The sequence below is a fragment of the Thiohalocapsa halophila genome (assembly GCF_016583825.1).
Classification (GTDB): Bacteria; Pseudomonadota; Gammaproteobacteria; order Chromatiales; family Chromatiaceae; genus Thiohalocapsa; species Thiohalocapsa halophila.
On record NZ_NRRV01000002.1, the window covers coordinates 114697 to 135681 of the forward strand.

The 20985-nt window shown below is 72.3% G+C and carries 16 protein-coding genes; 7 read left to right on the top strand and 9 right to left on the bottom strand.

Annotated elements, in window-relative coordinates:
- Positions 1–83 precede the first annotated feature (83 nt).
- Positions 84–1220 carry a S1C family serine protease gene (locus CKO31_RS01660; RefSeq protein ID WP_242475061.1) on the top strand — a complete coding sequence of 379 codons (1137 nt, stop codon included), beginning with the start codon at positions 84–86 and terminating at the stop codon, positions 1218–1220.
- Positions 1221–1266: 46 nt separating this feature from the next.
- On the opposite strand, the gene CKO31_RS01665 is transcribed toward CKO31_RS01660, so the two are convergent.
- The 5 genes from CKO31_RS01665 to CKO31_RS01685 form a co-directional block, all read right to left on the bottom strand.
- On the bottom strand, positions 1267–5010 hold the full coding sequence (locus CKO31_RS01665) for a BatD family protein (RefSeq protein WP_200233401.1): 3744 nt from the start codon (positions 5008–5010) through the stop codon (positions 1267–1269).
- 66 nt (positions 5011–5076) lie between these two features.
- Positions 5077–6051, bottom strand: coding sequence for a VWA domain-containing protein (locus tag CKO31_RS01670; protein ID WP_200233405.1), 975 nt, complete (start codon positions 6049–6051; stop codon positions 5077–5079).
- A gap of 4 nt (positions 6052–6055) precedes the next feature.
- A complete protein-coding gene (locus CKO31_RS01675; RefSeq protein ID WP_200233412.1) occupies positions 6056–6586 on the bottom strand; it encodes a DUF4381 domain-containing protein in 531 nt (176 codons plus the stop codon).
- Positions 6583–7572 carry a DUF58 domain-containing protein gene (locus tag CKO31_RS01680; protein WP_200233414.1) on the bottom strand — a complete coding sequence of 330 codons (990 nt, stop codon included), beginning with the start codon at positions 7570–7572 and terminating at the stop codon, positions 6583–6585. The genes CKO31_RS01675 and CKO31_RS01680 overlap by 4 nt, the downstream gene beginning before the upstream one ends.
- 147 nt (positions 7573–7719) lie before the next feature.
- Positions 7720–8766 (bottom strand): AAA family ATPase, encoded by a 1047-nt coding sequence (locus CKO31_RS01685; RefSeq protein ID WP_200233415.1) that lies wholly within the window; start codon positions 8764–8766, stop codon positions 7720–7722.
- A 566-nt stretch (positions 8767–9332) separates the two neighbouring features.
- Here CKO31_RS01685 and CKO31_RS01690 point away from each other — a divergent pair.
- From CKO31_RS01690 to mtgA, 3 genes are all read left to right on the top strand, one after another.
- Positions 9333–10034 carry a biliverdin-producing heme oxygenase gene (locus CKO31_RS01690; RefSeq protein WP_200233417.1) on the top strand — a complete coding sequence of 234 codons (702 nt, stop codon included), beginning with the start codon at positions 9333–9335 and terminating at the stop codon, positions 10032–10034.
- 105 nt (positions 10035–10139) lie between these two features.
- Entirely contained in the window at positions 10140–11723 is a 1584-nt protein-coding gene (locus tag CKO31_RS01695; protein WP_200233424.1) for a GAF domain-containing protein, read from the top strand.
- A 145-nt stretch (positions 11724–11868) separates the two neighbouring features.
- A complete protein-coding gene (gene mtgA, locus CKO31_RS01700; RefSeq protein ID WP_200233426.1) occupies positions 11869–12615 on the top strand; it encodes a monofunctional biosynthetic peptidoglycan transglycosylase in 747 nt (248 codons plus the stop codon).
- Positions 12616–12618: 3 nt separating this feature from the next.
- Here mtgA and recG read toward each other — a convergent pair whose 3' ends face one another.
- Positions 12619–14805, bottom strand: a complete 2187-nt coding sequence (gene recG, locus CKO31_RS01705) for an ATP-dependent DNA helicase RecG (protein WP_200233428.1) — start codon at positions 14803–14805, stop codon at positions 12619–12621.
- On the opposite strand from recG, the gene CKO31_RS01710 reads away from it, so the two are divergent.
- Entirely contained in the window at positions 14804–15226 is a 423-nt protein-coding gene (locus CKO31_RS01710) for a secondary thiamine-phosphate synthase enzyme YjbQ (RefSeq protein ID WP_200233431.1), read from the top strand. The two genes, recG and CKO31_RS01710, sit on opposite strands and share 2 nt — an antisense overlap.
- A 104-nt stretch (positions 15227–15330) precedes the next feature.
- On the opposite strand, the gene mltB is transcribed toward CKO31_RS01710, so the two are convergent.
- Positions 15331–16473: a lytic murein transglycosylase B gene (gene mltB, locus CKO31_RS01715; RefSeq protein WP_200233432.1), complete on the bottom strand. Its 1143-nt coding sequence runs from the start codon at positions 16471–16473 to the stop codon at positions 15331–15333.
- Between the two features lie 250 nt (positions 16474–16723).
- Here mltB and CKO31_RS01720 point away from each other — a divergent pair, with 250 nt between their 5' ends.
- A complete protein-coding gene (locus CKO31_RS01720; RefSeq protein WP_200233433.1) occupies positions 16724–17521 on the top strand; it encodes a ComF family protein in 798 nt (265 codons plus the stop codon).
- A 21-nt stretch (positions 17522–17542) separates the two neighbouring features.
- Positions 17543–17887: a hypothetical protein gene (locus tag CKO31_RS01725; RefSeq protein ID WP_200233434.1), complete on the top strand. Its 345-nt coding sequence runs from the start codon at positions 17543–17545 to the stop codon at positions 17885–17887.
- Between the two features lie 43 nt (positions 17888–17930).
- Here the strand turns inward: CKO31_RS01725 and CKO31_RS01730 are convergent, their stop codons facing one another.
- Positions 17931–18356 carry a hypothetical protein gene (locus CKO31_RS01730; RefSeq protein WP_200233435.1) on the bottom strand — a complete coding sequence of 142 codons (426 nt, stop codon included), beginning with the start codon at positions 18354–18356 and terminating at the stop codon, positions 17931–17933.
- Positions 18357–18626: 270 nt separating this feature from the next.
- Entirely contained in the window at positions 18627–20489 is a 1863-nt protein-coding gene (locus CKO31_RS01735) for a phosphoenolpyruvate carboxykinase (GTP) (RefSeq protein WP_200233436.1), read from the bottom strand.
- Between the last annotated feature and the right edge of the window lie 496 nt (positions 20490–20985).

The following is a 20985-nucleotide window of genomic DNA, read 5'->3' on the forward strand; positions in this document are numbered from 1 at the left end:
TATGTCGTTCAAGCCCGCTGCGCCGACGCGCCATCCCGGGTACCCCCATGCGCGCGCAGCGAGCGCATGCTAGCTTAACGGGCATGACGCATGGGTACAAAATCCTCGCGGCCGCGGCGGGCGGCTTCGGCGCCGGCGCAATGGCGCTCGCCGCCGTTTTGGTGCTGGCGCGCTCCGACCCTCCGCCGCTGCAAGCAGCGCCTGTGCCAGCGACCGCGGCGAGCTCCTACGCCGACGCCGTCGCCCGCGCCGCGCCGTCGGTGCTGCGGGTATTCGGCCAGCGCTATGGCGCGCCCGGCGAGGCCCCGCCGCCGCCGAGCAATGGCGCCATCCCCGGCCTGAGCCGCGGCTCCGCAGTGCTGGTGTCCGATGACGGGCTGCTGGTCACCAGCGGCCATTTGGTCGCCGGAGCCGACGCCATCGGCGTTCAGGTGCCGGACCGCCGCATCCTGGACGCCGAGCTGCTCGGCATCGACGCCCCCACGGACCTGGCAGTGCTGCGCATCGACGAGGCGCCCGGCCCCGGCATCGACGTCGGCGAGCCGGCAGCGCTGCGCCCCGGCGACGTGGTGCTCGCCATCGGCAATCCCTTCGGCCTAGACCAGACCGTCAGCTTCGGCATCGTCAGCGCCCTGGGGCGCTCCGAGCTGGGCCTGACGGAAATCGAGGGCTTCATCCAGACCGACGCCGCCATCAACCCCGGCAACTCCGGCGGCGCGCTCATCGACACCCGGGGCCGGCTGGTGGGCATCAACACGGCCATCATGTCCGACAGCGGCTACTCCGAGGGCGTCGCCTTCGCGATCCCGGCGGATCGGGTCATGCGCGTGGTAGCAGCCATTGCGCAGGGCGGCAACGTGGAGCGCGGCTGGATCGGCATCGGGGCCCGCACTCTGGAGCCTGGGCTGGCCGAGCGCTTCGGCGTGCGCGCACCCCGCGGCGTCTTCGTCAGCCGCGTTCTGCCCGAGAGCCCGGCGGCGGCCGCGGGCCTGCGCACCGGGGATGTCATCGTCGCCGCCGGCGGCGAGCCGGTGCTCACCTCCCCGGCGCTGCGGGAGGCCGTCATCGCTGCGGGTGCCGGCGGGTCGATCGAGCTCGCCGTCTGGCGCGGCAGCGAGCAGCTGACGGCCAAGGTGCGCACCGGACTGCGGCCGACGACCGAGCACACCGCCGCGGAACGGGTTGCCAACCGCGGCTGCCGCGACGCCGCCGGCTGCTGAGGCCGCCCGCAGCCCCGTAGCAACCGCAATTGATGCGGTCGCCGTGTCAGCGCCGCTGGGGATAGAGCGGTGCCAGGGCCTCGTCGCCGGCCTCGCCCGCCGCCCCCCCAGCGCGGCTGGTGAACCGGGGCAGCACCTGCTCGGCGAAGCCGCTGCCATCCCAAGCCCCCGCCTGCGGGCCGTACAGGCTCGCCTCCAGCCCGCGCACCGCGGCACCCGCCTGCTCGCCGGCGGCCGTGCCGTCCGCCGCGAGCCGAGCGGCGATGCCGCCCAGGCTCGTCGGCGCGCTTGCACCCCAGTGCCGGCGCGCCAGCCCCAGCAGCGCCTGTGCGGCCGCCCGGGCGTCGCCGTTGGCCGCCGCCGCACGCAGCGCCGACACCTGCGCCGAGCCGCCGCCCGGACGCACCGCAGACGCCCGCCGCCCGTTGCCGGTAAGGCCGGGCGCAGCCGCGCCGGATGCGGGCCGCAGGGCGCCGGGCAGGCGCGGCCGCGGTAAGCGATGCCGCAGCCGCCAGAGCAGGGCCAAGCCGCCCAGGAGTGCTGCCACCAGCAGCAGCCAGCCCACCGGCCGGCGCGTCTCGGCAAGCCGGTTGGGCAGGGGCGCATCCGCCGGCGCAGCGCCGTCTCCAGCACCGGCGTCCGCCGGGCCCGCGGCTGCCGATGCCGTGCTCCCTGCGGCGGGCGCATCGCGACCAGCGGATGCAGCGCCGCCGGCGGCGCCCGCCACCGGCAAGCGCCGCGCCGGCACCACTGCCGTGCGCTCGCGGCCCGCCTGCACGTCCCACCAGCGCACGCGAATCTCCGGAAAGGTGACGCTGCCGCCCGCCGTCGGCATGACGGTGACCTGCTGGCGGCTGACGCCGAAGAGCTTTTCACCATCGGTGCGGGTCTCCGCTTCGACATCGTCCGCGTAGACCCGCACCGAGTCCGGCGCCGGCACGGCGATCTCGGGAATCTGCGAGCCGGCCAGCCCGGTGGCGGTGATGGTGAGAGTGCGTGTGGCGGGCTCACCGCGGGCCAGCGCCGGCGGGTCGCGCTCCCAGGAGTCGTCGATGGCAAGCTCGCGCGCCGGCAGCCACCAGCGTCCGTCGAAGTCGTCGGGCTGCGGCTCGACCTCCAGGGTCACCGCCCGCGAGCGCGCGCGCACCGGCTCGCCGCGCTCGAACCCCGAGCTGAAGCGCTCGAACAGCGGGTCGCGGAACAAATGCGCCAGCCGGTCATCGCCGAAGGGGCCGCCGTCGGCGCTGCGCAGATCACCGGAGAAGCTCACCGGCGGGATGCGCAGCTCGCCGCTGCGCTCCGGGCTCAGGCTGAAGCGCCGCTCGATGACCTGGTAGCGCCGGCCGTTGCGCCTGGTGCTGTATTGCACGTCCTCGCCCAGGCGCTCCAGCACCGCGCCGTCCGGACGCGGCGAGCTGAGCTCACCGCCGCGCAGCGGCAGGGCGCTGTAGAGGCGCACCGTCAGCGGTACCTGCTGTTGCACGAAAACGGGCCCGCCGTCGCCGCCGACGTCCACCTCCAGGAAGAGATCGTCGCCGGGCACCCCCGCCGGCTCCCGGGGCGTCTCGGTGACGGTCAGGCGCAGGGCCGGCGTGCGCTCGTCGCCCACCGGCATGGGCGGCACCTCGATGGAGCCCTGGCGCTTGGGCGCCAACTGCACCTTCCAGGTGCGCATGGCGCTTTGGCGGCCGTTGACGATCTGGATCCGGCTGCCGGTGCTGGTGCCCAGCACCTCGAAGTCGGCGTCCAGCGCGCTCAGGTCCGGCTGGCCGCCGCGCAGCCCGTCGGTCTCGATGATCAGGTTGACGGTGTCGCCTTCGTGCACCGTGCTGCGATCGAAGCGCGCGCTAACCTCGGCCCACAGGCCGCCGGACCACAACAGCAGCGCCGCCGCGACAGCCGCGAGCCATGGCTGCTTGACGGTTGCGCTCATGCTCGGATTCTCCGTGCTCGGCTCACCAGGGATCCTCCGCCATCTGGCCGCGGACCAATGGCTGCGGCGCATCCCGGACGACCCGGCCCTGGACTCGGACTCCGCGCCCTCAGCGGCGTCACGGTCGGCGCCGCCGCCGGCGCTGCGCTCCTGGTCCGCGCCGGATCCATCACCGCCGGCGCCTTGGGTGTCATCGCGCTGGGCATCATTGCGAGCATCGCTCTGGGCATCGCGCTGGGAGTCGCCGGCGCCGCCACTGCCGGCGGCGCCTTGCTGCTGATCCCCGGCGCTGCCGCCCCCGCCCTCGCCGGCCTGGGCATCGGCATCATCGCCGCCGGACTGCTCGCCGGACTGCTCGCCGGCGTCGCCCTGCCGGCCCTGGTCTTGCTGCTGACCTTGGCTCTGGTCGGAGCGCTGTTGCTGGGATTGCTGCTCGCGGCGCTCCAGGGCCTCCTGCACCCGCTCGCGGTTGTAGGCAGCATCCGCCATGTCCGGCGCGCGCGCCAGCGCCTGGTCGTAGGCCTCCAGCGCCGCCTCCAGGCGCCCCGCGCGGGCCAGGGCATTGCCACGGTTGTAGTGAGCCTGGGCGTCGTCCGCGGCGCCGAAGGCCTCCGCGGCGGCATCGAAATCGCCGAGCCGGTAGCGGGCCGCACCGCTGCGCGCCGGGTCCTGCGCCAGGCGGGCCGCGCGCGCGTAGTCACCGCCGGCGAGGGCGCCGGCGGCCTGCTGATCGGGCCGCTGCCAGAGGTCCCGCCAGCGCTCGCCGAGGCCCGGTTCCGGTGCGGCAGAGGCGCTGGCAGCGGGATCGGCAGGCCCGCCGCCGCTCGTCTGGGCGAGCACGGGCGCCGGCGTCACAAGCCCTAGGTTCAGCGCCAGCACCGCCGGCAGCAGCAGCCAGCCGCGCCGGAAGCCGAGCGCCGCCAGCGGCACCACGGCCAGGGTGACCCAGGGACCGAGCTCTTTCCAGACATCCGCCTGCATGGGGTCTTCGTCCTCGCGCACGCGTCCGCTCTCGTCGCGGGCCAGCGCCTCGCGCAGGTCCGCGTCGTCCACGCTGATGCGGGCATAGTCGCCGCCGCCATGGCGCGCCAGGGAGCGCAGCTTGCCCTCCTCCAGCTGGGCGATGACCGCCCCGCGGGAGGTGCGCACCCCGGGTACGGCCGCGCCCTCGGGTGTGCCGACGCCGATCACGGCCAGCCGGTGGCCGGCGCGTCGCAGGTCCGCGGCCGCCGAGCGGGCGCGGGCGCCGCCCGGGTCATCGGTGAGCACCACGACCTCGCCGTCGCGCACACCCGCCTGCCGCAGCAGCTTGAGGCCTTCCTGAATGCCCAGGCCGGGCCGGCTGCCCGCCGCGGGCATGATCTCCGGCGACAGCGCCGGCAGCATGTTGCGGATGGTTTCGCCGTCGTCGGTGAGCGGCGCGACGGTGAAGGCATCGCCAGCGAAGACCACCAGGCCCACCTGCCCGTTGCGGCTGCGGCGCAGGATGTCCTCGACCTTGAAGCGGGCGCGCTCCAGGCGGTTCGGCGCCAGATCGTCGGCGAGCATGGACTGGGACAGATCCAGCACCACCACCCGCGCCGCCGCATCGCGGAACGCCGGCACCTCAATGCGCTCGAAGGTCGGGTTGGCCAGTGCGATAACCGCCACCAGCCAGCCGAGCGCCAGCACCGCCAGGGGCCAGCGCTGGGGCCTGCCGTCGGCACCCACGGTGAGCGCCGCCAGCAGGTGCGGCTCGATGACGCGCCGCCAGGGGCCGCTGCCACCCCCATTGCGGGCAAGGCCGACCAACAGCAGCGCCAGCGGCACCAGCGCCACAAGCCAGCCGGGATTCAGGAGCCGAAATTCATCGGGCATGGGCGCCTCCCGGAGTGGGTCCCGGCGCCGGACCGGGCTGAAAGCCATGTGCGGCCAGCCGCTCCATCAGACCCACCTCTCAGTGAGCCCGGCGCGACCCGCCGCCGCCACGGCACTCAGCACCAGCGCCGCCGCCAGCGGCCAGGCATAGAGCTCGTCCACCGGTCGGAAGGTGGCCTGGTCCGACGCCACCGGCTCCAGCTCGTCGAGCATGGCGTAGATGGCTTGCAGCTCGTCGACATCGCGGGCGCGGAAGTAGCGCCCGCCGGTGGTCTCGGCGATGGCCTTGAGGGTGCCCTCGTCCAGCGGGTTGCGGCCCAGTGTCAGGCCGTAGGCGCTGCGCGGATCGCCGCCGACGCCGATGGTGTGGATGCGCACATCGGCCTCGGCCGCCAGCTCGGCGGCCTTGAGCGGGCGGATGGTGCCGGCGGTGTTGGCGCCGTCGGTGAGCAGGATCAGCACCCGCTCGTCGGTGTCGGCGTCGCGCAGGCGCTTCACGGCCAGACCGATGGCGTCGCCGATGGCCGTCTCCCGCCCGGCGAGCCCGACGGCGGCCTCGAACAACAGGGTGCGGGCGGTGTCGCGGTCGAAGGTGAGCGGCGTTTGCACATAGGCCTGCTGGCCGAACAGGATGAGCCCCACGCGGTCCCCTTCGCGACGCTCCATGAAGTCGCCGGCGACGGCCTTCACCGCCGTCAGCCGATCCACAATGCGCCCGCCGATGACCATGTCCTCTTCGCGCATGGAGCCGGAGATATCCACGGCCAGCATCAGGTCGCGCCCGGCGAGCGGCAGGGCCACCGGCTCGCCGATCCACTGGGGGCGCGCCGCCGCCAGCACCAACAGGGCCCAGGCCAGGAGCCCCAGCAGCGCGGGCCAGCGCGCCAGCGCCAGCCCCGGGCGCTCGCCCTCCACCAGGGCCGCGTAGAAGGGCACCCGCAGCGCACCACCGCCGGCCGCCGCCCGCGGCAGCAGGCGGCGCACCAGCCACGGCAGCGGCAGCAGGGCCAGGGCCCAGGTGTGTGCGAGCTCGAGATCCATATCACTAAAGATTCTGGCGCAGCCAGCGCCGCGCAAGCGTGATGAGCGCGCTCGCATCACAGTCTTGCCGCGGCGCATAGGCGCCGTCGGCGAGCACCCGCCCGGCGCCGGCGCTGAAGCCGCCGGCGCCGCCGGTGCGGTCCAGGAAGGCGAGCCAGTCGTCGCCGGTGAGCGCGGCCACCTCGCTCCGCGGGTAGCGGCTCAGCGCGGCCCGCTTCAGCAGCGCCGAGACGCTGCCGACCAGCGCCGGGCCGCAGTCGGCGCCGCGCAGGCGCTCGAGCTCGCCGATGATCCGCTCGCGCCGGCGCCGGCGCAGCAAAGCCTGCCGCAGGCGCCAGAGCGCGGGCAGGAGCGCCGCCAACAGCAGCACGCCCAATAGCCACCAGCCCGGCGCCGGCGGCCAGGCCGGCGGTGCACCCGGCTCGCGGATGTCGCGCAGATGGAGCTGCTCCGGCGTACCAAGGGCGGGGTGCGCCGGCGGCAGGGCCCCCGCCGCCGGCTGGCCGCCGCTTTGGTTGTCCGCGGGCGTGGTCATGCCGCCGACCCTCCCGCCGCCAGCGGGCCCCGCGGCGTACCGGCGCCGGGGCGCGCCCGCAGCAGCTCGGTGAGCACGGTCACCGGGTCCGCATCCGTCCGGCATGGCACCAGCGGCACGCCGTTGCTCTCCATGAGCCGAGTCACCGCCGCATGGTGGGCCTCGAAGTGGCTGCGCCAGCGCTTGCGCTCGCGGACATCTGCGGCGTCGAAGACGCCGCGCCTGCGCCCGTCGCTGATGCCGTAGCGCCCGGGCGGCGGCGGTGCCAGCTCCAGGGCGTCCAGCAGCTGAACGGCGAGCAGGTCGTTGTGGCGGGCGAGCTGGCCCAGGTGGCGGTTGGTGTCGGCGTCCATGCGGTAGAAGTCGGAGAGCAGGAACACCAGGCTGCCGGGCCGGGCGACGCGGCGCAGGCGCACCAGCGCGTCGCCCAGGCCGCCCGGCTCGGCGGGCGTCGCCTCCCCCACCGCGTGGAGGCGCCGCCGGGGGTCGCCCGCGTCCACCAGCGCCCGGATCAGGCGCATCTGCCCGCGGCGCCCGCCGCGGGGCGGCAGCTCGGTGTGGCCGCCGTTGAACAGCAGCGCGCCGACGCGGTCGCCGCGGCTGACGGCGGACCAGCCGATGAGCGCCGCCAGACGCGCCGCCTGCACCGACTTGAGCACGCCGCGGCTCGCGAAGAACATGCTCGGGCCGAAGTCCACCAACAGCACCACCGGGCGCTCGCGCTCCTCGTCGAAGATCTTCACATGCGGGTCGCCGGCGCGGGCGGTGATCCGCCAGTCCATGTTGCGGATGTCGTCCCCCGGCTGGTAGTGCCGCGACTCGCGATAGTCCATGCCGCGGCCGCGAAAGCGCGAGCGGTGCGCACCCGCCAGCGCCGCACGCGACGTGGCCGCGCGCTTGAGCTTCAGGCGCTCGGCCCGCGCGCGCAGCCCGATCAGATCCTCGGCATCGACGCGAATGGCCGGGTTGTCGATGGGCACAGACATGGCTTAGCCGACGATCAATCCCGCGCCGGGCATGGATGCAGGGCGCCGCCATGCGCCAGGCCCCGCATACCGGATACCCGCAGGCGCCCCGCCCCGACGCAGCGCTCTGACTTCAAACTTCACCCTTCAAACTTCCAACTTCCAACTTCAAACCGCCGGCACCTGCCGGATCAGCTCGGCGACGAAGGCGTCGGTGTCCACGCCCTCGGCCTCGGCGGCATAGCTGAGCAGCACGCGGTGGCGCAGCACGTCGTAGGCGACGGCGTGCACGTCCTCCGGCGTCACGTACTCCGCGCCGCGCAGCCAGGCATGGGCCCTTGCGCAGCGGTCCAGCGCGATGGTGGCCCGCGGGCTGGCGCCATAGTCCACCAGCCGCGCCAGGTCGGCGTCATAGGGGGCCGGATCACGGCTGGCGAGGACCAACTGGATCAGATATTCCTCCAGCTGCGCCGCCATGTGCAGATCCATGACCGCATCCCGGGCGGCATGGATCTGGGCGTGGCCGATCTGCGACGCCTCGTCGGTGTCCGGGCGGTGCAGGCGCCCGCGCGCCTCGGCCCGGGCGATATCCAGAATGCTGCGCTCCGAGGCCGGGTCGGGATAGTCCACCCGTACGTGCATCAGGAAACGATCCAGCTGCGCCTCGGGCAGTGGATAGGTCCCTTCCTGCTCGATGGGGTTCTGTGTGGCCATGACCAGAAAGGGCCAGGGCAGCTGGTAGGTGCGCCCGCCGACGGTGATCTGGCGCTCGCCCATGGCCTCCAGCAGCGCGGACTGCACCTTGGCCGGGGCGCGGTTGACCTCGTCGGCGAGCACCAGGTTGTGGAACAGCGGCCCCGGCTGGAAATGGAAGCTGCCGGTCTCGGCGCGGTAGACATCGGTGCCGGTGAGGTCGCCGGGCAGCAGGTCCGGCGTGAACTGCACGCGCTGGAAGTCGCCCTCGATGCGCGCGGCGAGCTCCTTCACCGCCGTGGTCTTGGCCAGCCCGGGGGCGCCTTCCACCAGCAGATGGCCGTCGGCCAAGAGCGCAATGAGCAGCCGCTCGATGAGGGCGTCCTGGCCGACGATGCGCCCGCGCAAATCCGCCCGAAGCCGTGCGAAGGCGGCCTGATCCGGGCTTGACGCAGGATTGGCCGCCGGGCTCTCCTGCACCCTGGAAGCGCGCGCGGTCGTCTCTGGGCTTGGTTGGGACATGCAAGCGTTCCTCCACGGTGGTTGGCTCTGCGCACGCGCCGCAACGCAGCGCCGATGCTCTACAGGGTGCCATGGACGCCGTTAACCCTGGGCTGCCGCAGCGTTACGAGGCTGTAATCCGAGCACCAAGGCGGCTACCATCGGGGGATGTGCCCGAGCCTGCCCCCCAGCCTGCGCCTCAAGTCGGCCGCGTCAAGCCGACCCGGCAAAGCCCGCGCAGTCACAGGTGTCGACAGTGGCATCCGCCGCTCCGCCGCGGCGGTGCGAAGTCGCTGGGTCGGCCTCGCTCGTAGGCTCTGTTATGGGGTTGCAAGCGCCATCTACTACCTTTGTTCTGCGGCGGTACGCGAGACCGGTAGCAGCCGTCTCAATCCTGAACAACTTGGGCACCAGCTGATGTCTCCCTCAAGCACCTGCCTCATCGCGCGGCGGTTCAGCGCAAGCCGAACGCCCAGCGCCCACACCGCATCGCGGCTGCGCAGGCGGGCTGCGCGATGATGGCGATGGCGAGCGCACAGCGCGGCCGCCGGCCCCCGGCAAGCGGTGGGCGCCCGACACCCGGACTCATGCGCCAACTGCGCGAGCACACCGCAGGCGTGCATGCCGCCACCGAGGCCCTGCCGCTGATGCAGACCGTGCTCAGCCCGCGGCCCAGCCCTGCCGGCTATCGGCGCTATCTGCTGACGCTGCACGGCGTCTACACGGCCGTGGAGCCCGCCCTCTACGCGGCCGTACCGGCAGCGCTGGTCGCCGAGCTTGGCATCGCACCCAAGCTGCCGGCACTGCAACAGGACCTACAAGCCCTCCCGCCGACGACGCCGACAGCCGCGCGCGGCCCGCCGGCCGCCGGGCCGCTGGCAGCCGAGGGCCTGCGCACTCGGGTAGACCGGCTCTTGGCCGCCGCTGGGGCGCAGCGCACGGCGACGGCTCTGGGCGGGCTCTACGTGCTCGAGGGCGCCACCCTGGGCGGGCAGGTCATCGCCCGACGCTTGCGCAGCAATTGGCCCGGCGCCGCGCCCGGCAGCGGGTGGGGTACCGGTCAGGAGCTCGCACAAGCCGAGCAGGTGTCGCAGGCACCGGCGCCGGCCCCGCTGCCCACGGCATTCCTGGAGTTTCGCAGTTATCAGGGCACCGGTGACTGGCGGCGCTTCGGGGTTGCACTAGAGGCCTGGGCGGCGCAGGCACCCGGCAGCGAGCCCGCCGTGCTGGACGGCGCGCTGCGCATCTTCGGGGCCATGCACGCCGCCTTCGCGGAGGCGGGCGGCTAGGCAGGCGGCCTGCGCCGGCGGGCGCAGCTCGGGCTTGCCACCCACCCAGTGCGCCTGCACTTGGCGGCAGACACGCCAACACCACCAAATCCAAGCCGAACGCGGATGACCGATCTGGACCCTGGCTTCATCGAAGAATGTGAGCGCGAGGCCCTGCACCGCATTGGGGCCATCCAGCCCTATGGCGCGCTGCTGGGCGGGCGCATCGGTGACCCCAGCATTCGCTGCGCCAGTACGCACTTGGAGGCCTGGCTCGGGGTGCCGGCCGAGCGTGCCCTCGGCCAATCCCTGCGGGGACTCTTGCAACAGGCAGGCGTCGCCTACGGCGAGCCGGCGGTGCGGCCCGAGCAGATGGCGACACTGGAGCAGGCGCTCGCCAGTACGCCGCAGTCGCGCAATGGACACGCCGAGAAGCTCGTGCTGGCGGACCTGAGCACTGGTCCGCACGGCCCCCTGGACGCGATCGTCTCGCGCACCGCCGAGAGCTGGCTGCTGGAGCTGGAGCGGGCACTACCGAGCGAGCAACAGCAGCACGCCCTGCGGCCGGTGCCCCACGCCCTCTACCGCATGCCCCATACGGCGCGGGAGTGGGACGCCCATTGCCGGCTCCTGGCGGAGGAAATGCAGCGCTTGAGCGGCTTCGGGCGGGTCATGGTCTATCGCTTCCTGCCGGACGGCTGCGGCGAGGTCATCGCCGAGGCAGCCGAGCCTGGCCTTGCCCCCTACCTCGGGCTGCGCTACCCGGCCTCCGACATCCCGCAGATCGCCCGGGACCTCTACCTCGCCAACCGACACCGCCAGATCCCGGACGTGGACGCCGAGCCGGTGCCCATCGTCGCCCTTGCCGGCTTCGAGTCTGATCTGACCTTGTCGGACCTGCGCGCCGTCTCGCCCGTGCACATCGAATACCTCCACAACATGGAGGTGACGGCGTCCCTGTCCTTCTCGGTGGTGCTGAGCGGGGCGCTCTGGGGTCTGATCGCCTGCCATCATCACGAGCCCCGTGCGGTGCCGCTGCAGATGCGCGAGCGCTGCGCCGATCTGGTGCAGGTCTTCGCCCTCGGCGTGTCCGGCTATCAGACCAACCGCCGGCTCGCCGCCGTCGGCGACAGCGACCGGGACATCGCGCGGCTGGCGGCGGACATCGCCGCCTTCGAGACCGGCGCCGACCGCGACTTCCATGTCGCCGATGCGCTGCTCAAGCTGGTGCAGGCCGACGGCGCCGTGCTCGCGGATACCAAGGGCGGCGAGCTCGCCACCTACGGCCGCACCCCGGCACCGGCGCAGCTGCAGGCGCTGCTGGCCTGGCTGGCGCGCGAGCACCCGGAGCCCGTGTTCGCCACCGACGCGCTGCCCGCTGTCTATCCGCCGGCGGCGGCCTATCAGCGCGAGGCCAGCGGTCTGCTGGCGGTACGCGTGGGAGCCTATCGCGACGAGGAGCGACTGGAGCGCCGTTTCCTGTGGTTTCGCCCCGAGCAACCGCAGACGGTGTACTGGGCCGGTGATCCGCGCAAGAGCACGCTCTTCAACAGCCAGAGCACCACGCGCTCGCCCCGCAGCTCCTTCGCCGCTTGGCTGGAGACCAAGACCGGACACGCCGAGCCCTGGAGCGACACGGTGCTGCTGAGCGCCAAAAAATTCCGCAGCCTGCTGCTGCGCCAGGTGAACGCGGACCTGCTGCGGGAGTGAGCGCACAGGCCAGACGCGCGATCGTCGGCGCCGCACGCGCCGCCGCGCCGCCGCTGCGCCGCGCCCCGGCACTCGCGCCTATGGCGACCCCGCCCGCAGCGGGCCGCACCCTCATGGCCAGCCCGTGACCAAGCGCAGGCGCGACATGGGCTCATCGCGCAAGCGACGCCGCGGACTCACGGCCGTCGCCAGGGCCGTCGGTATGGCACTCGGCGTGCTCGCCCTCGCGTCCGTGCTGCTGGTGTGCCTGCTGCGCTGGATCGACCCGCCGACATCGGCCTTCATGGTGCGCCACTGGGTCGGCGCCACCTGGTCCGGTGCGCCCAAGCCCCGCCTCTACCACGAGTGGGTGGCCGCCGACGCCATCCCGCCGGCGATGGCCCTAGCGGCCGTGGCCGCCGAAGACCAGCGCTTTCCCGAGCATGTCGGCTTCGATCTGGTGCAGCTGCGCCAAGCCTGGGCGGACTACCGGGCCGGCGGGCGCCTGCGCGGGGCCAGCACCATCAGCCAGCAGACGGCGAAGAACCTGTTTCTATGGCCGGGGCGGGACCCGCTGCGCAAGGCCCTGGAGGCCTGGATGACGCTGCTGATGGAGGCGCTGTGGCCGAAAGAGCGCGTCCTGGAGATCTATCTCAATGTCGCCCAGTTCGGCCCGGACACCTTCGGCGTCGGCGCGGCGTCCTGGCGCTTCTTCGACCGCCCGGCGGTGGCCTTGAGCAGCTCACAGGCGGCCCGCCTCGCCGCCGTCCTGCCGAACCCGGACGGCTACCGCGTGGAGGCGCCGTCGGCGCATGTGCAGCGCCGGGTGCGCTGGATCCGCCGGCAGATGCGCCAACTGGGCGGCGCCGGCTACCTGGACGGCGTCTGGCCTGCGGCGACCGGCACGCATTGACATTCAAACATGCCCGTAATCCTCCCGGTGGCCCAGCCAGCGGTGGATCAGCGCCGTCACCCGCTCGCCGCCGCCGGGCGCATCATCCGCCAGCAGCCGGTCGGCGCCCTGCTGGGCGGCGCGCACCAGGTCCTTGTCCCGCAGTGGATCGGCGAGCCGGAAGGCCGCCGTACCCGCCTGGCGGGTGCCGAGCACCTCGCCGGCCCCGCGCATGCGAAGATCCGCGTCGGCGATGGCGAAGCCGCTGGTCTCGCGGCGCAGGATGTCCAGGCGCTCGCGGGCGGCGGCCGTCAGCGGGGCGTGGTAGAGCAATAGACAAAAGCTCGCCACCTCGCCGCGGCCGACGCGCCCGCGCAGCTGGTGCAGCTGCGCCAGCCCCAGGCGCTCCGGGTTCTCGATGATCATCAAGCTCGCGTTGGGCACGTCCACGCCCACCTCGATGACGGTGGTGGCCACCAGCAGGTCCAGCTCCCCGGCGGCGAAGGCGGCCATGACGGGCTCGCGCTCGCCGGCCTTGACCCGCCCGTGCACCAGGCCGATGCGCAGGCCCTGGAGGCGCTCGCGCAGGTCCGCCGCGGCGTCCTCGGCGGCCTGGGCTTGCAGGGCCTCGGACTCCTCCACCAGGGTGCAGACCCAGTAGGCCTGGCGGCCGGCGGCACAGGCGCGCTGCACCCGCGCGATGACCTCGTCCCGGCGGCTGTCCGGCACCGCGACAGTGGTGACGGGCGTGCGCCCCGGCGGCAGCGCGTCGATGACGGACAGGTCCAGGTCGGCATAGACCGCCATGGCCAGGGAGCGCGGGATGGGCGTGGCGGTCATGATGAGCTGGTGCGGCAGCCGGCCGTCGTCGGAGCCCTTCTCCCGCAGGGCCATGCGCTGGTGCACGCCGAAGCGGTGCTGCTCGTCGATGATCACCAGCCCCAGCGCCGCGAAGGCCACGTCCTGCTGAAAGAGCGCATGGGTGCCGACGATGACCCGGGACTCGCCGGCGGCAATGCCCGCCAGCACCGCCGCGCGCTCGGCGCCTTTGTGCCGACCGGAGAGCCAAGCGACCGTCAGGCCGAGGGGCTCGAGCCAGCCCGACAGGCTCTTGCGATGCTGCTCGGCAAGCAGCTCGGTGGGCGCCATCAGCGCCACCTGCCGCCCGCATTCCACCACCTGCACGGCCGCCAGGGCGGCCACCACGGTCTTGCCGGAGCCGACGTCCCCCTGCAGCAGCCGCATCATGGGCTGGGTGCCGGCGAGGTCGCGCTGGATCTCATCCACCACCCGGCGCTGGGCATCGGTGAGCGCGAAGGGCAGCGTCTCCAGTAAGCGCCGGCGCAGATCACCGTCGCCGGGCAGCGCCGCCGCCGCCAGGTGCCGGCGCTCCGCGCGCAGCCGGCGCAGGGCGAGCTGGTGGGCGAGCATCTCGTCGAAGGCCAGGCGCAGGCAGGCCGGATGGCTGCGCTCCACCAGCGCCTGCACCGGCGCATCCGCCGGCGGGCGGTGCACGGTCTGGATGGCCTGGTGCAGCGCCGGCAGGCCCAGGGGCTCGGCGATGGCCGCCGGCACCAGGTCGGCCAGCGCCTGCGGGTGGGCGGCGAGCAGCGCCAGTGCCTGGTCCGTCAGACCGCGCCAGGTGATCTGCTGCATGCCCTCGGTGGAGGGGTAGATGGGGGTGAGCGGCGCGTCCACCGCGGCGCCGTTACCGACGGCGCCGGGGGCGTCGTCGACACGGTACTGCACCTCCGGGTGCACCATCTCCAGCGCCTGCGGCCCCTGGCGCACCTCGCCGAAGCAGCGCAGGCGCTTGCCGATGCCCATGCCTTCCATCTGTGCACGGGAGAAATGAAAGAAGCGCAGCATCAGACCGCCGCCGGCGTCGTCGCGCAGCCAGACCTTGAGCGAGCGGCGCCGGCCGTGGGCGATCTGGGCATCGGCCACCACGCCCTCCACCAGGGCCTCGTCGCCGTCGCGCAGCTCGGTCAGCGCGCGCAGCCGGGAGCGGTCCTGGTAACGCGCCGGCAGGTGGAACAACAAAGCCGCCACCGTCTGGATGCCGAGCTTGCGCAGGCGCTCGGCCAGCTTGGGTCCGACCCGCTTGAGCCCGGTGACGGGGATCTGGTCCAATCCCTGCGAGGCATCGACCGCCGGCGTGTCGGCGGCGGTGCGGGCAGTCGAGTCACGGTGGGACGGAGGCGCGGCCATGCAGACGAGTCAACAGCGTTTCGAGGTGGCCACGCGCGGGCGCGGCACCACCAACATCACCGCCCAGGTGCAGGAGGCGGTGCGGGACAGCGAGATCCGTACCGGACTCTGTCACGTCTTCGTGCAGCACACCAGTGCGTCGCTGATCCTGTGCGAGAACGCCGACCCGACGGTGCGCCGGGACCTGGAGGCGTTTCTCGGCCGGCTGGTGCCGGACGGCGATGCGCTGTTCCGCCACACGGCCGAGGGCGCCGATGACATGCCGGCCCATGTGCGGTCCATTCTCACCAACATGGACCTCACCCTGCCGGTGGCGGACGGGCGCTGTGCGCTCGGCACCTGGCAGGGGGTGTTCCTGTACGAGCACCGCACCGACGCCCAGCGCCGGCAGGTGGTGGTAACGGTGCAGGGCAAGACCTGACACGCCGGCGCGCGATGTCGCGCCGACACGTCGGCCCGACACGCCGCCCCATGACGCTGCCCCGACACCCCGAAAAGCCCTCTGAGCCCCGCCTCGGGCGCGGCTCAGCTCGCGGGCGGCGGCGCCCCGTCGCCGTCGGGCTCGGCCACATAGCGCGCGCTGCCGCCACGCCTGGCCTTCAGCGCCTGCGCCAGCTGGTGCACGGTCATGGCGTAGTAGGTGCTTTTGTTGTACTTGGTGATGGTCTGGAAGTTGTCGAGACCGATCCAGTACTCATAGCCGCCGGAGGCATCGAGCCGCAGCAGGCTCACCTGCGCGTCGTCCGCCAGCGACAGGGACGGGCGCACGCCGCGCCTGGCGAGATCGCGCACCCGATAGCGGCTCTTGAAGCCCACATCCATGGACTGCGGCAGTCCGGCCCCGCCGGTGGCCGGCACCGTCACCGGCTCCCCGCTGCGCCAGCCGTGCTGCTTGAAATAGTGCGCGACGCTGCCGATGGCGTCCTCCTTGTTCCAGAGGTCGCGACGGCCGTCGCCGTCGAAATCCACCGCGTATTTGAGATAGCTGGAGGGCATGAATTGCCCGTAGCCCATGGCCCCGGCGAAGGGCCCCACCGGCTGGAAGGGGTCGAAGCCCTCCTGGCGGGCCATCACCAGGTAGTTCTCCAGCTCGCCGGTGAAGTACTCGGCACGGCGCGGATAATCGAAGGCCAGCGTGGCCAGGGCATCGACGATGCGATGCTTGCCCATATAGCCGCCCCACTTGGTCTCGATGCCGATGATGGCGACGATGTACTCCGGCGGCACGCCGTACTCCTTTGAGGCCCGGCGCAGCTCCACCGCGTGCTGATTCCAAAAGGCCGTGCCCCGGCTCAGCATGGCGGGCGTGATGTGGCGGGAGCGGTAGCGGCTCCAGGCGCCGTTGGGGCCGGATGACGGCCGCCACTGGCGGTTCATGTACTCGATGATCCAGTCATCCGGGCGCACCCGCGAGAAGATGCCCACCAGCTCGGCGCGGGTGTAGCCCTTGGCCTGCATACGGTCGATGAAGCGCTCCACGTCGCCGCGCCCGGCATAGGGTCCGCTGGTGAGCCTGGGCGTGCTGCTGAAGGCGACGGGCCGCTCGGCCGCGGCGTTGTGGGCGCTGGCGAGCCTAGCCGTCGGCGCATCGGCACTCGGGTTGGTGCCGCAGCCGGCGAGCACGGGCAGCAGCAATAAGGTCGTTAGGCGAAGCGGTGAATGGCGCATTGATTTCCCCCGGGAGAGCCGGCTTGTGACGCCGGCTTATGTCGTTGATTCGCGCGGTGGATGTTAGCCGGAATAAGGGCGCTTGTCCCGCCACGCGCCGCCGGGATCGCGAGACCGCGCCTGCCGACCGACGGCGGGCATGCCTGCCGGCGACGGCGCCCCGAGGCCGAGGCTTGCCGGCGGCCGCCGTCAGGCCGCACCATCGGCGCAGCCACCAATGCCGGCACGCCGGCCGCGCTGCATACCCGCCATGCCCAACATCACCACCAGCACCGACCCGGACCCCGAGGACGCCCCCCGGCGGGGTCCGCTGCCTGCCCAGCCGGCGCTTGCGCGCTGGCGCCGGGCCCTGGCGGATTTGGTCTTCCCGCCCACCTGCATCCTCTGCGGTGCGCCCGGCGACGACGGGCGCGACCTCTGCCGCGGCTGTGCGGGCGACCTGCCGGCCCTCGGGCTGGCCTGCGTGCGCTGTGCCCTGCCGCTGCCGGCGCCGGTGACGGCCGGCGCCGGCGACGACGGCCCCCTCTGCGGGCGCTGCCGGCGCAAGCCGCCGGCCTTCGCGCGGGCGCACGCGCCCTTCCGCTACGAGCAGCCGCTGCCGGCCCTGGTGGCGGGCTTCAAGTTCAACGGGCGGCTCAATACCCTCAGGCTCATGGGCGAGCTGCTGGCGACCTCGCTGGGGGACGCGGCGCCGCAGCGCCCGGAGGCCATCGTCCCGGTGCCGCTGCACATGCGTCGGCTGCGCGAGCGCGGCTATGATCAGGCGCTGGAGCTGGCACGGGTGGTGGGTCGCGAGCTGGCGCTGCCGGTGGCCGCCGCGGCCTGCGAGCGCACCCGCGCGACCCCGCCCCAGACCACACTGGAGGGCAAGGCGAGAGCACAGAACCTACGCGGGGCCTTTCGCGCCACCGCGGACCTGAGCGGCGCCCATGTGGCGGTGCTGGACGACGTGGTCACCACCGCCAGTACCGTCGACGAGGTGGCCCGAGCGCTGCGCCGGGCCGGTGCGAGCCGGGTGGATGTCTGGTGTCTGGCTCGAACGCCATGACGACACCGCAGAGGGCGAGCCATGAAATTCCCGCAGATCCCAGTCGGTCAGTACTTTCGATGGCAGGGCGAGCGCTACTGCAAAACTGGCCCCATGACGGCGCATGCCAGCGATGGGAGCCAGAAGCTGATCCCGCGCAGTGCCCAAGTCGAGCCGCTGGATGCCGCCGCAGACACTGCCCGGGCGCGGCAAGGCGGCACGGAGCTTCCGGTCGCGGACGTCGCCGCCGCACTCGCAGCCTTGACCGGCAGCTTGCGCGACTACGCCGCGAGCCTGGAAGGCCCGGCACGCTCGGCGCTGGCCGAGCGCATCGATGCTGCCGAGCGCGACTTCCGCCGGGCGCTGAGCCTACCCGGACGCGGCTGACAGGCGCCCAGCTCACCCCGCCCGCCTCAATACCCGAGGCTCATCAACGCACGGGCGGCGCCGAGCGGTCCTTGGCCCAGTCCACCACCCAGTGCGCACCCTCGCGGCGCAGGTGCACGTGCATGTAGTCGGCGAGGTCCCAAAGCCCGGCCCTGCCGAAGGATGCGGGTGTCGGGAACCACACCAATGCCTGGCTCGCCTCCAGCTCCACCACGTGGACTTGCTCCGGCACCCAGGTGGCGACGTCGCCGTCGCCGCCGAGCACATGGGCAGTCATGGCGGCAGCGAGGTCGGGACTGAAGCCCTGGCGGAAATGGTCATAGACGGCGTCATGGGTGCGGAAGGCAGCGGGGTCGTCCCAATAGGCGCTCTCCAGGCCGAAGGCGAAGCGCACGGCGTCGACAACGGCCTGCACCCGCTGCGAAGCCGGGGCGGAGACTTCGACAACGGCGCCCTGCCCCGACGCCATTGCAGCAACACCCCAGAGGCACAGCATCCCCAACAGCCGGGCGGTCCATCCATGGCGGGCAGCGGATGACATGCTGGCGGAACATCTCTCGGGCGCGGGCGCTGCGGGCAGGGGGCGCCCGGCGGCAATCACCCAGTCTAACGGATGCGCACGGCGGCGGCGGCAGTGCTCGCCGCTCCATATGGCCACTGATCGGTGCACGGACCCGCCGCCGGCCCAGCGGCGGGTCGGGTCTATTGGCTGGGGCTCGCGACTCGGCCTTGGGCCGCTTCAGCGCGCTAGCGCGCGCGAGAGGTCCCAGAGCGGCGGGGAGTGATATAGCCTGGCGAGCTGCAGCTCGCGCTCCAGCTCCATTTCGTGCGGCAGATGATCGCCGAAGCGGGTCAGCAGCTCTTCCTGCTCGACGGTCTCCCGGCGCGCGACCTCCTTGTCGATGTTCATGATGGCGAAGAATTTCTCCGGGGCGAAGTCCAAGCCCTCCCAGTGCAGGTCGTCCCAGCCGGGGAGCCAGCCGAGCGGACTCTCGATGGCGGAGGCCCGACCGTCACAGCGCTCCACGACCCATTTGAGCACCCGCATGTTCTGGCCGAAGCCCGGCCAGACGAACTTGCCGTGCTCGTCCTTGCGGAACCAGTTGACGCGGAAAATGAGCGGCGGCGTAGCCACATGGCGGCGGCCGATGCGCAGCCAGTGCTGCCAGTAGTCCGCCATGTTGTAGCCGCAGAAGGGCAGCATGGCCATGGGGTCGCGGCGCATGGCGGCCTGGCCGATGGCGGCGGCGGTGGCCTCCGAGCCCATGGTGGCGGCCATATACACGCCGTGCTCCCAGTTGTAGCTCTGAAACGCCAGCGGGAAGTTCTTGCTCACCCGGCCGCCGAACAAGAAGGCGCTGATGGGTACCCCCTGGGGATTCTCCCATTCCGGATCGATGGATGGACACTGGCCGGCGGGCGCCGTGAAACGGGCATTGGGATGCGCCGCCGGGCGGCCGCAGCCGGGGGTCCAGTCATTGCCCTGCCAGTCGATGAGGTGCTCCGGCGGCTCGTCCGTAAGGCCCTCCCACCAGATATCGCCGTCGTCGGTGAGCGCGCAGTTGGTGTAGATGCAGTTGGCGTTCAGCGACGCAACGGCGTTGGGATTGGACTTCTCGTTGGTGCCGGGCGCCACGCCAAAGAAGCCGTACTCCGGGTTGATGGCGTAGAAGCGGCCGTCCTCGGGATTCGGCTTGATCCATGCGATGTCGTCGCCGACGGTGGTGACCTCCCAGCCCTCGAAGCCCTCTGGCGGGATCAGCATGGCGAAGTTGGTCTTGCCGCAGGCGCTCGGGAAGGCGCCGGCGACATAGTGCTTCTTGCCTTCCGGAGACTTCACGCCAAGGATCAGCATGTGCTCGGCGAGCCAGCCCTCGTCCCGGGCCATGACGGAGGCGATGCGCAGCGCAAAGCACTTCTTGCCGAGCAGGGCGTTGCCACCGTAGCCGCTGCCGTAGGACCAGATTTCCCGCGTTTCCGGAAAATGGGTGATGTATTTGTCCTCGACATTACCGGCACAGGGCCAGGGCACGTCGGCCTCGCCGGGGGCCAGCGGCGCACCAACACTGTGCATACAGGGCACGAAATCGCCGTCTTCGCCCAGGGCGTCCAGCACCGGCTGGCCCATGCGGGTCATGATGCGCTGGTTCACCACCACATAGGGCGAGTCGGTGATCTCCACGCCGACCTGTGCGATGGGCGAGCCGATGGGCCCCATGCTGAACGGGATCACGTACAGAGTGCGCCCGCGCATGCAGCCGTCGAAGCGCTCGCGCAGGATGGCGCGCATCTCGGTCGGGTCCATCCAGTTGTTCGTGGGGCCCGCGTCCTCCTCGCGCTCCGAGCAGATGAAGGTGCGGTTCTCGACCCGGGCCACGTCGCTCGGGTGGGAGCGGGCCAAATAGCTGTTGGGCCGTTTGTCCGGATTCAGCCTGACGAAGGCGCCAGCTTGCACCATCTGCTCGCACAGCCGGTCGTATTCCGCCTGACTCCCGTCGCACCAGTAGATGCGCTCGGGATTGCACAGCCGGGCCATCGCGTCGACCCAATCCAGGAGCTTGCGGTTCGCGGTGCGGCTTGCACCGTCATGGGTGGTGGTCATGATCTAGTCTCCGCTGCGGAGTTGAGGCCGAGGACTCGCGCTTGTGCCAGTAATCCAGTCAGGTTACCGAGATCGTCTCCGCCCTGTTGGACAACGGGCGCCCGGGCTGATCCGGGGCAAGCGCCGGTTGCCCCGCGAGGCCGACGCGGGCGATTCCCGAGCCCGGTTGGCGGAAAACACGAAGATCCGTGCATGCAAGCAATGCGCCACATCCAGAGTGCCGCTGGCCCATGGCCGGCAGAGACGCGGCCGCCGTCGGCCGCTCGCCGGCATCGCCTTGCCAGAGGCGGGTGCGACAATGACAGCTCAGCACCACCCAAGCCCGGGGCGCTCCAACCGCGAGCCCGACCTCTGATGCAGCCTGAGCCGTCTGCACGCAGCCATCGCCAGCCACCAGATCCGACGGCCCATGCACAGCCTTGCCGCCATCGGCCTCTTACACGCCATCGCTGCGGCCCGACCGCCGTCGCCTCCCTGCGCCTGTTACTCCTGCCGG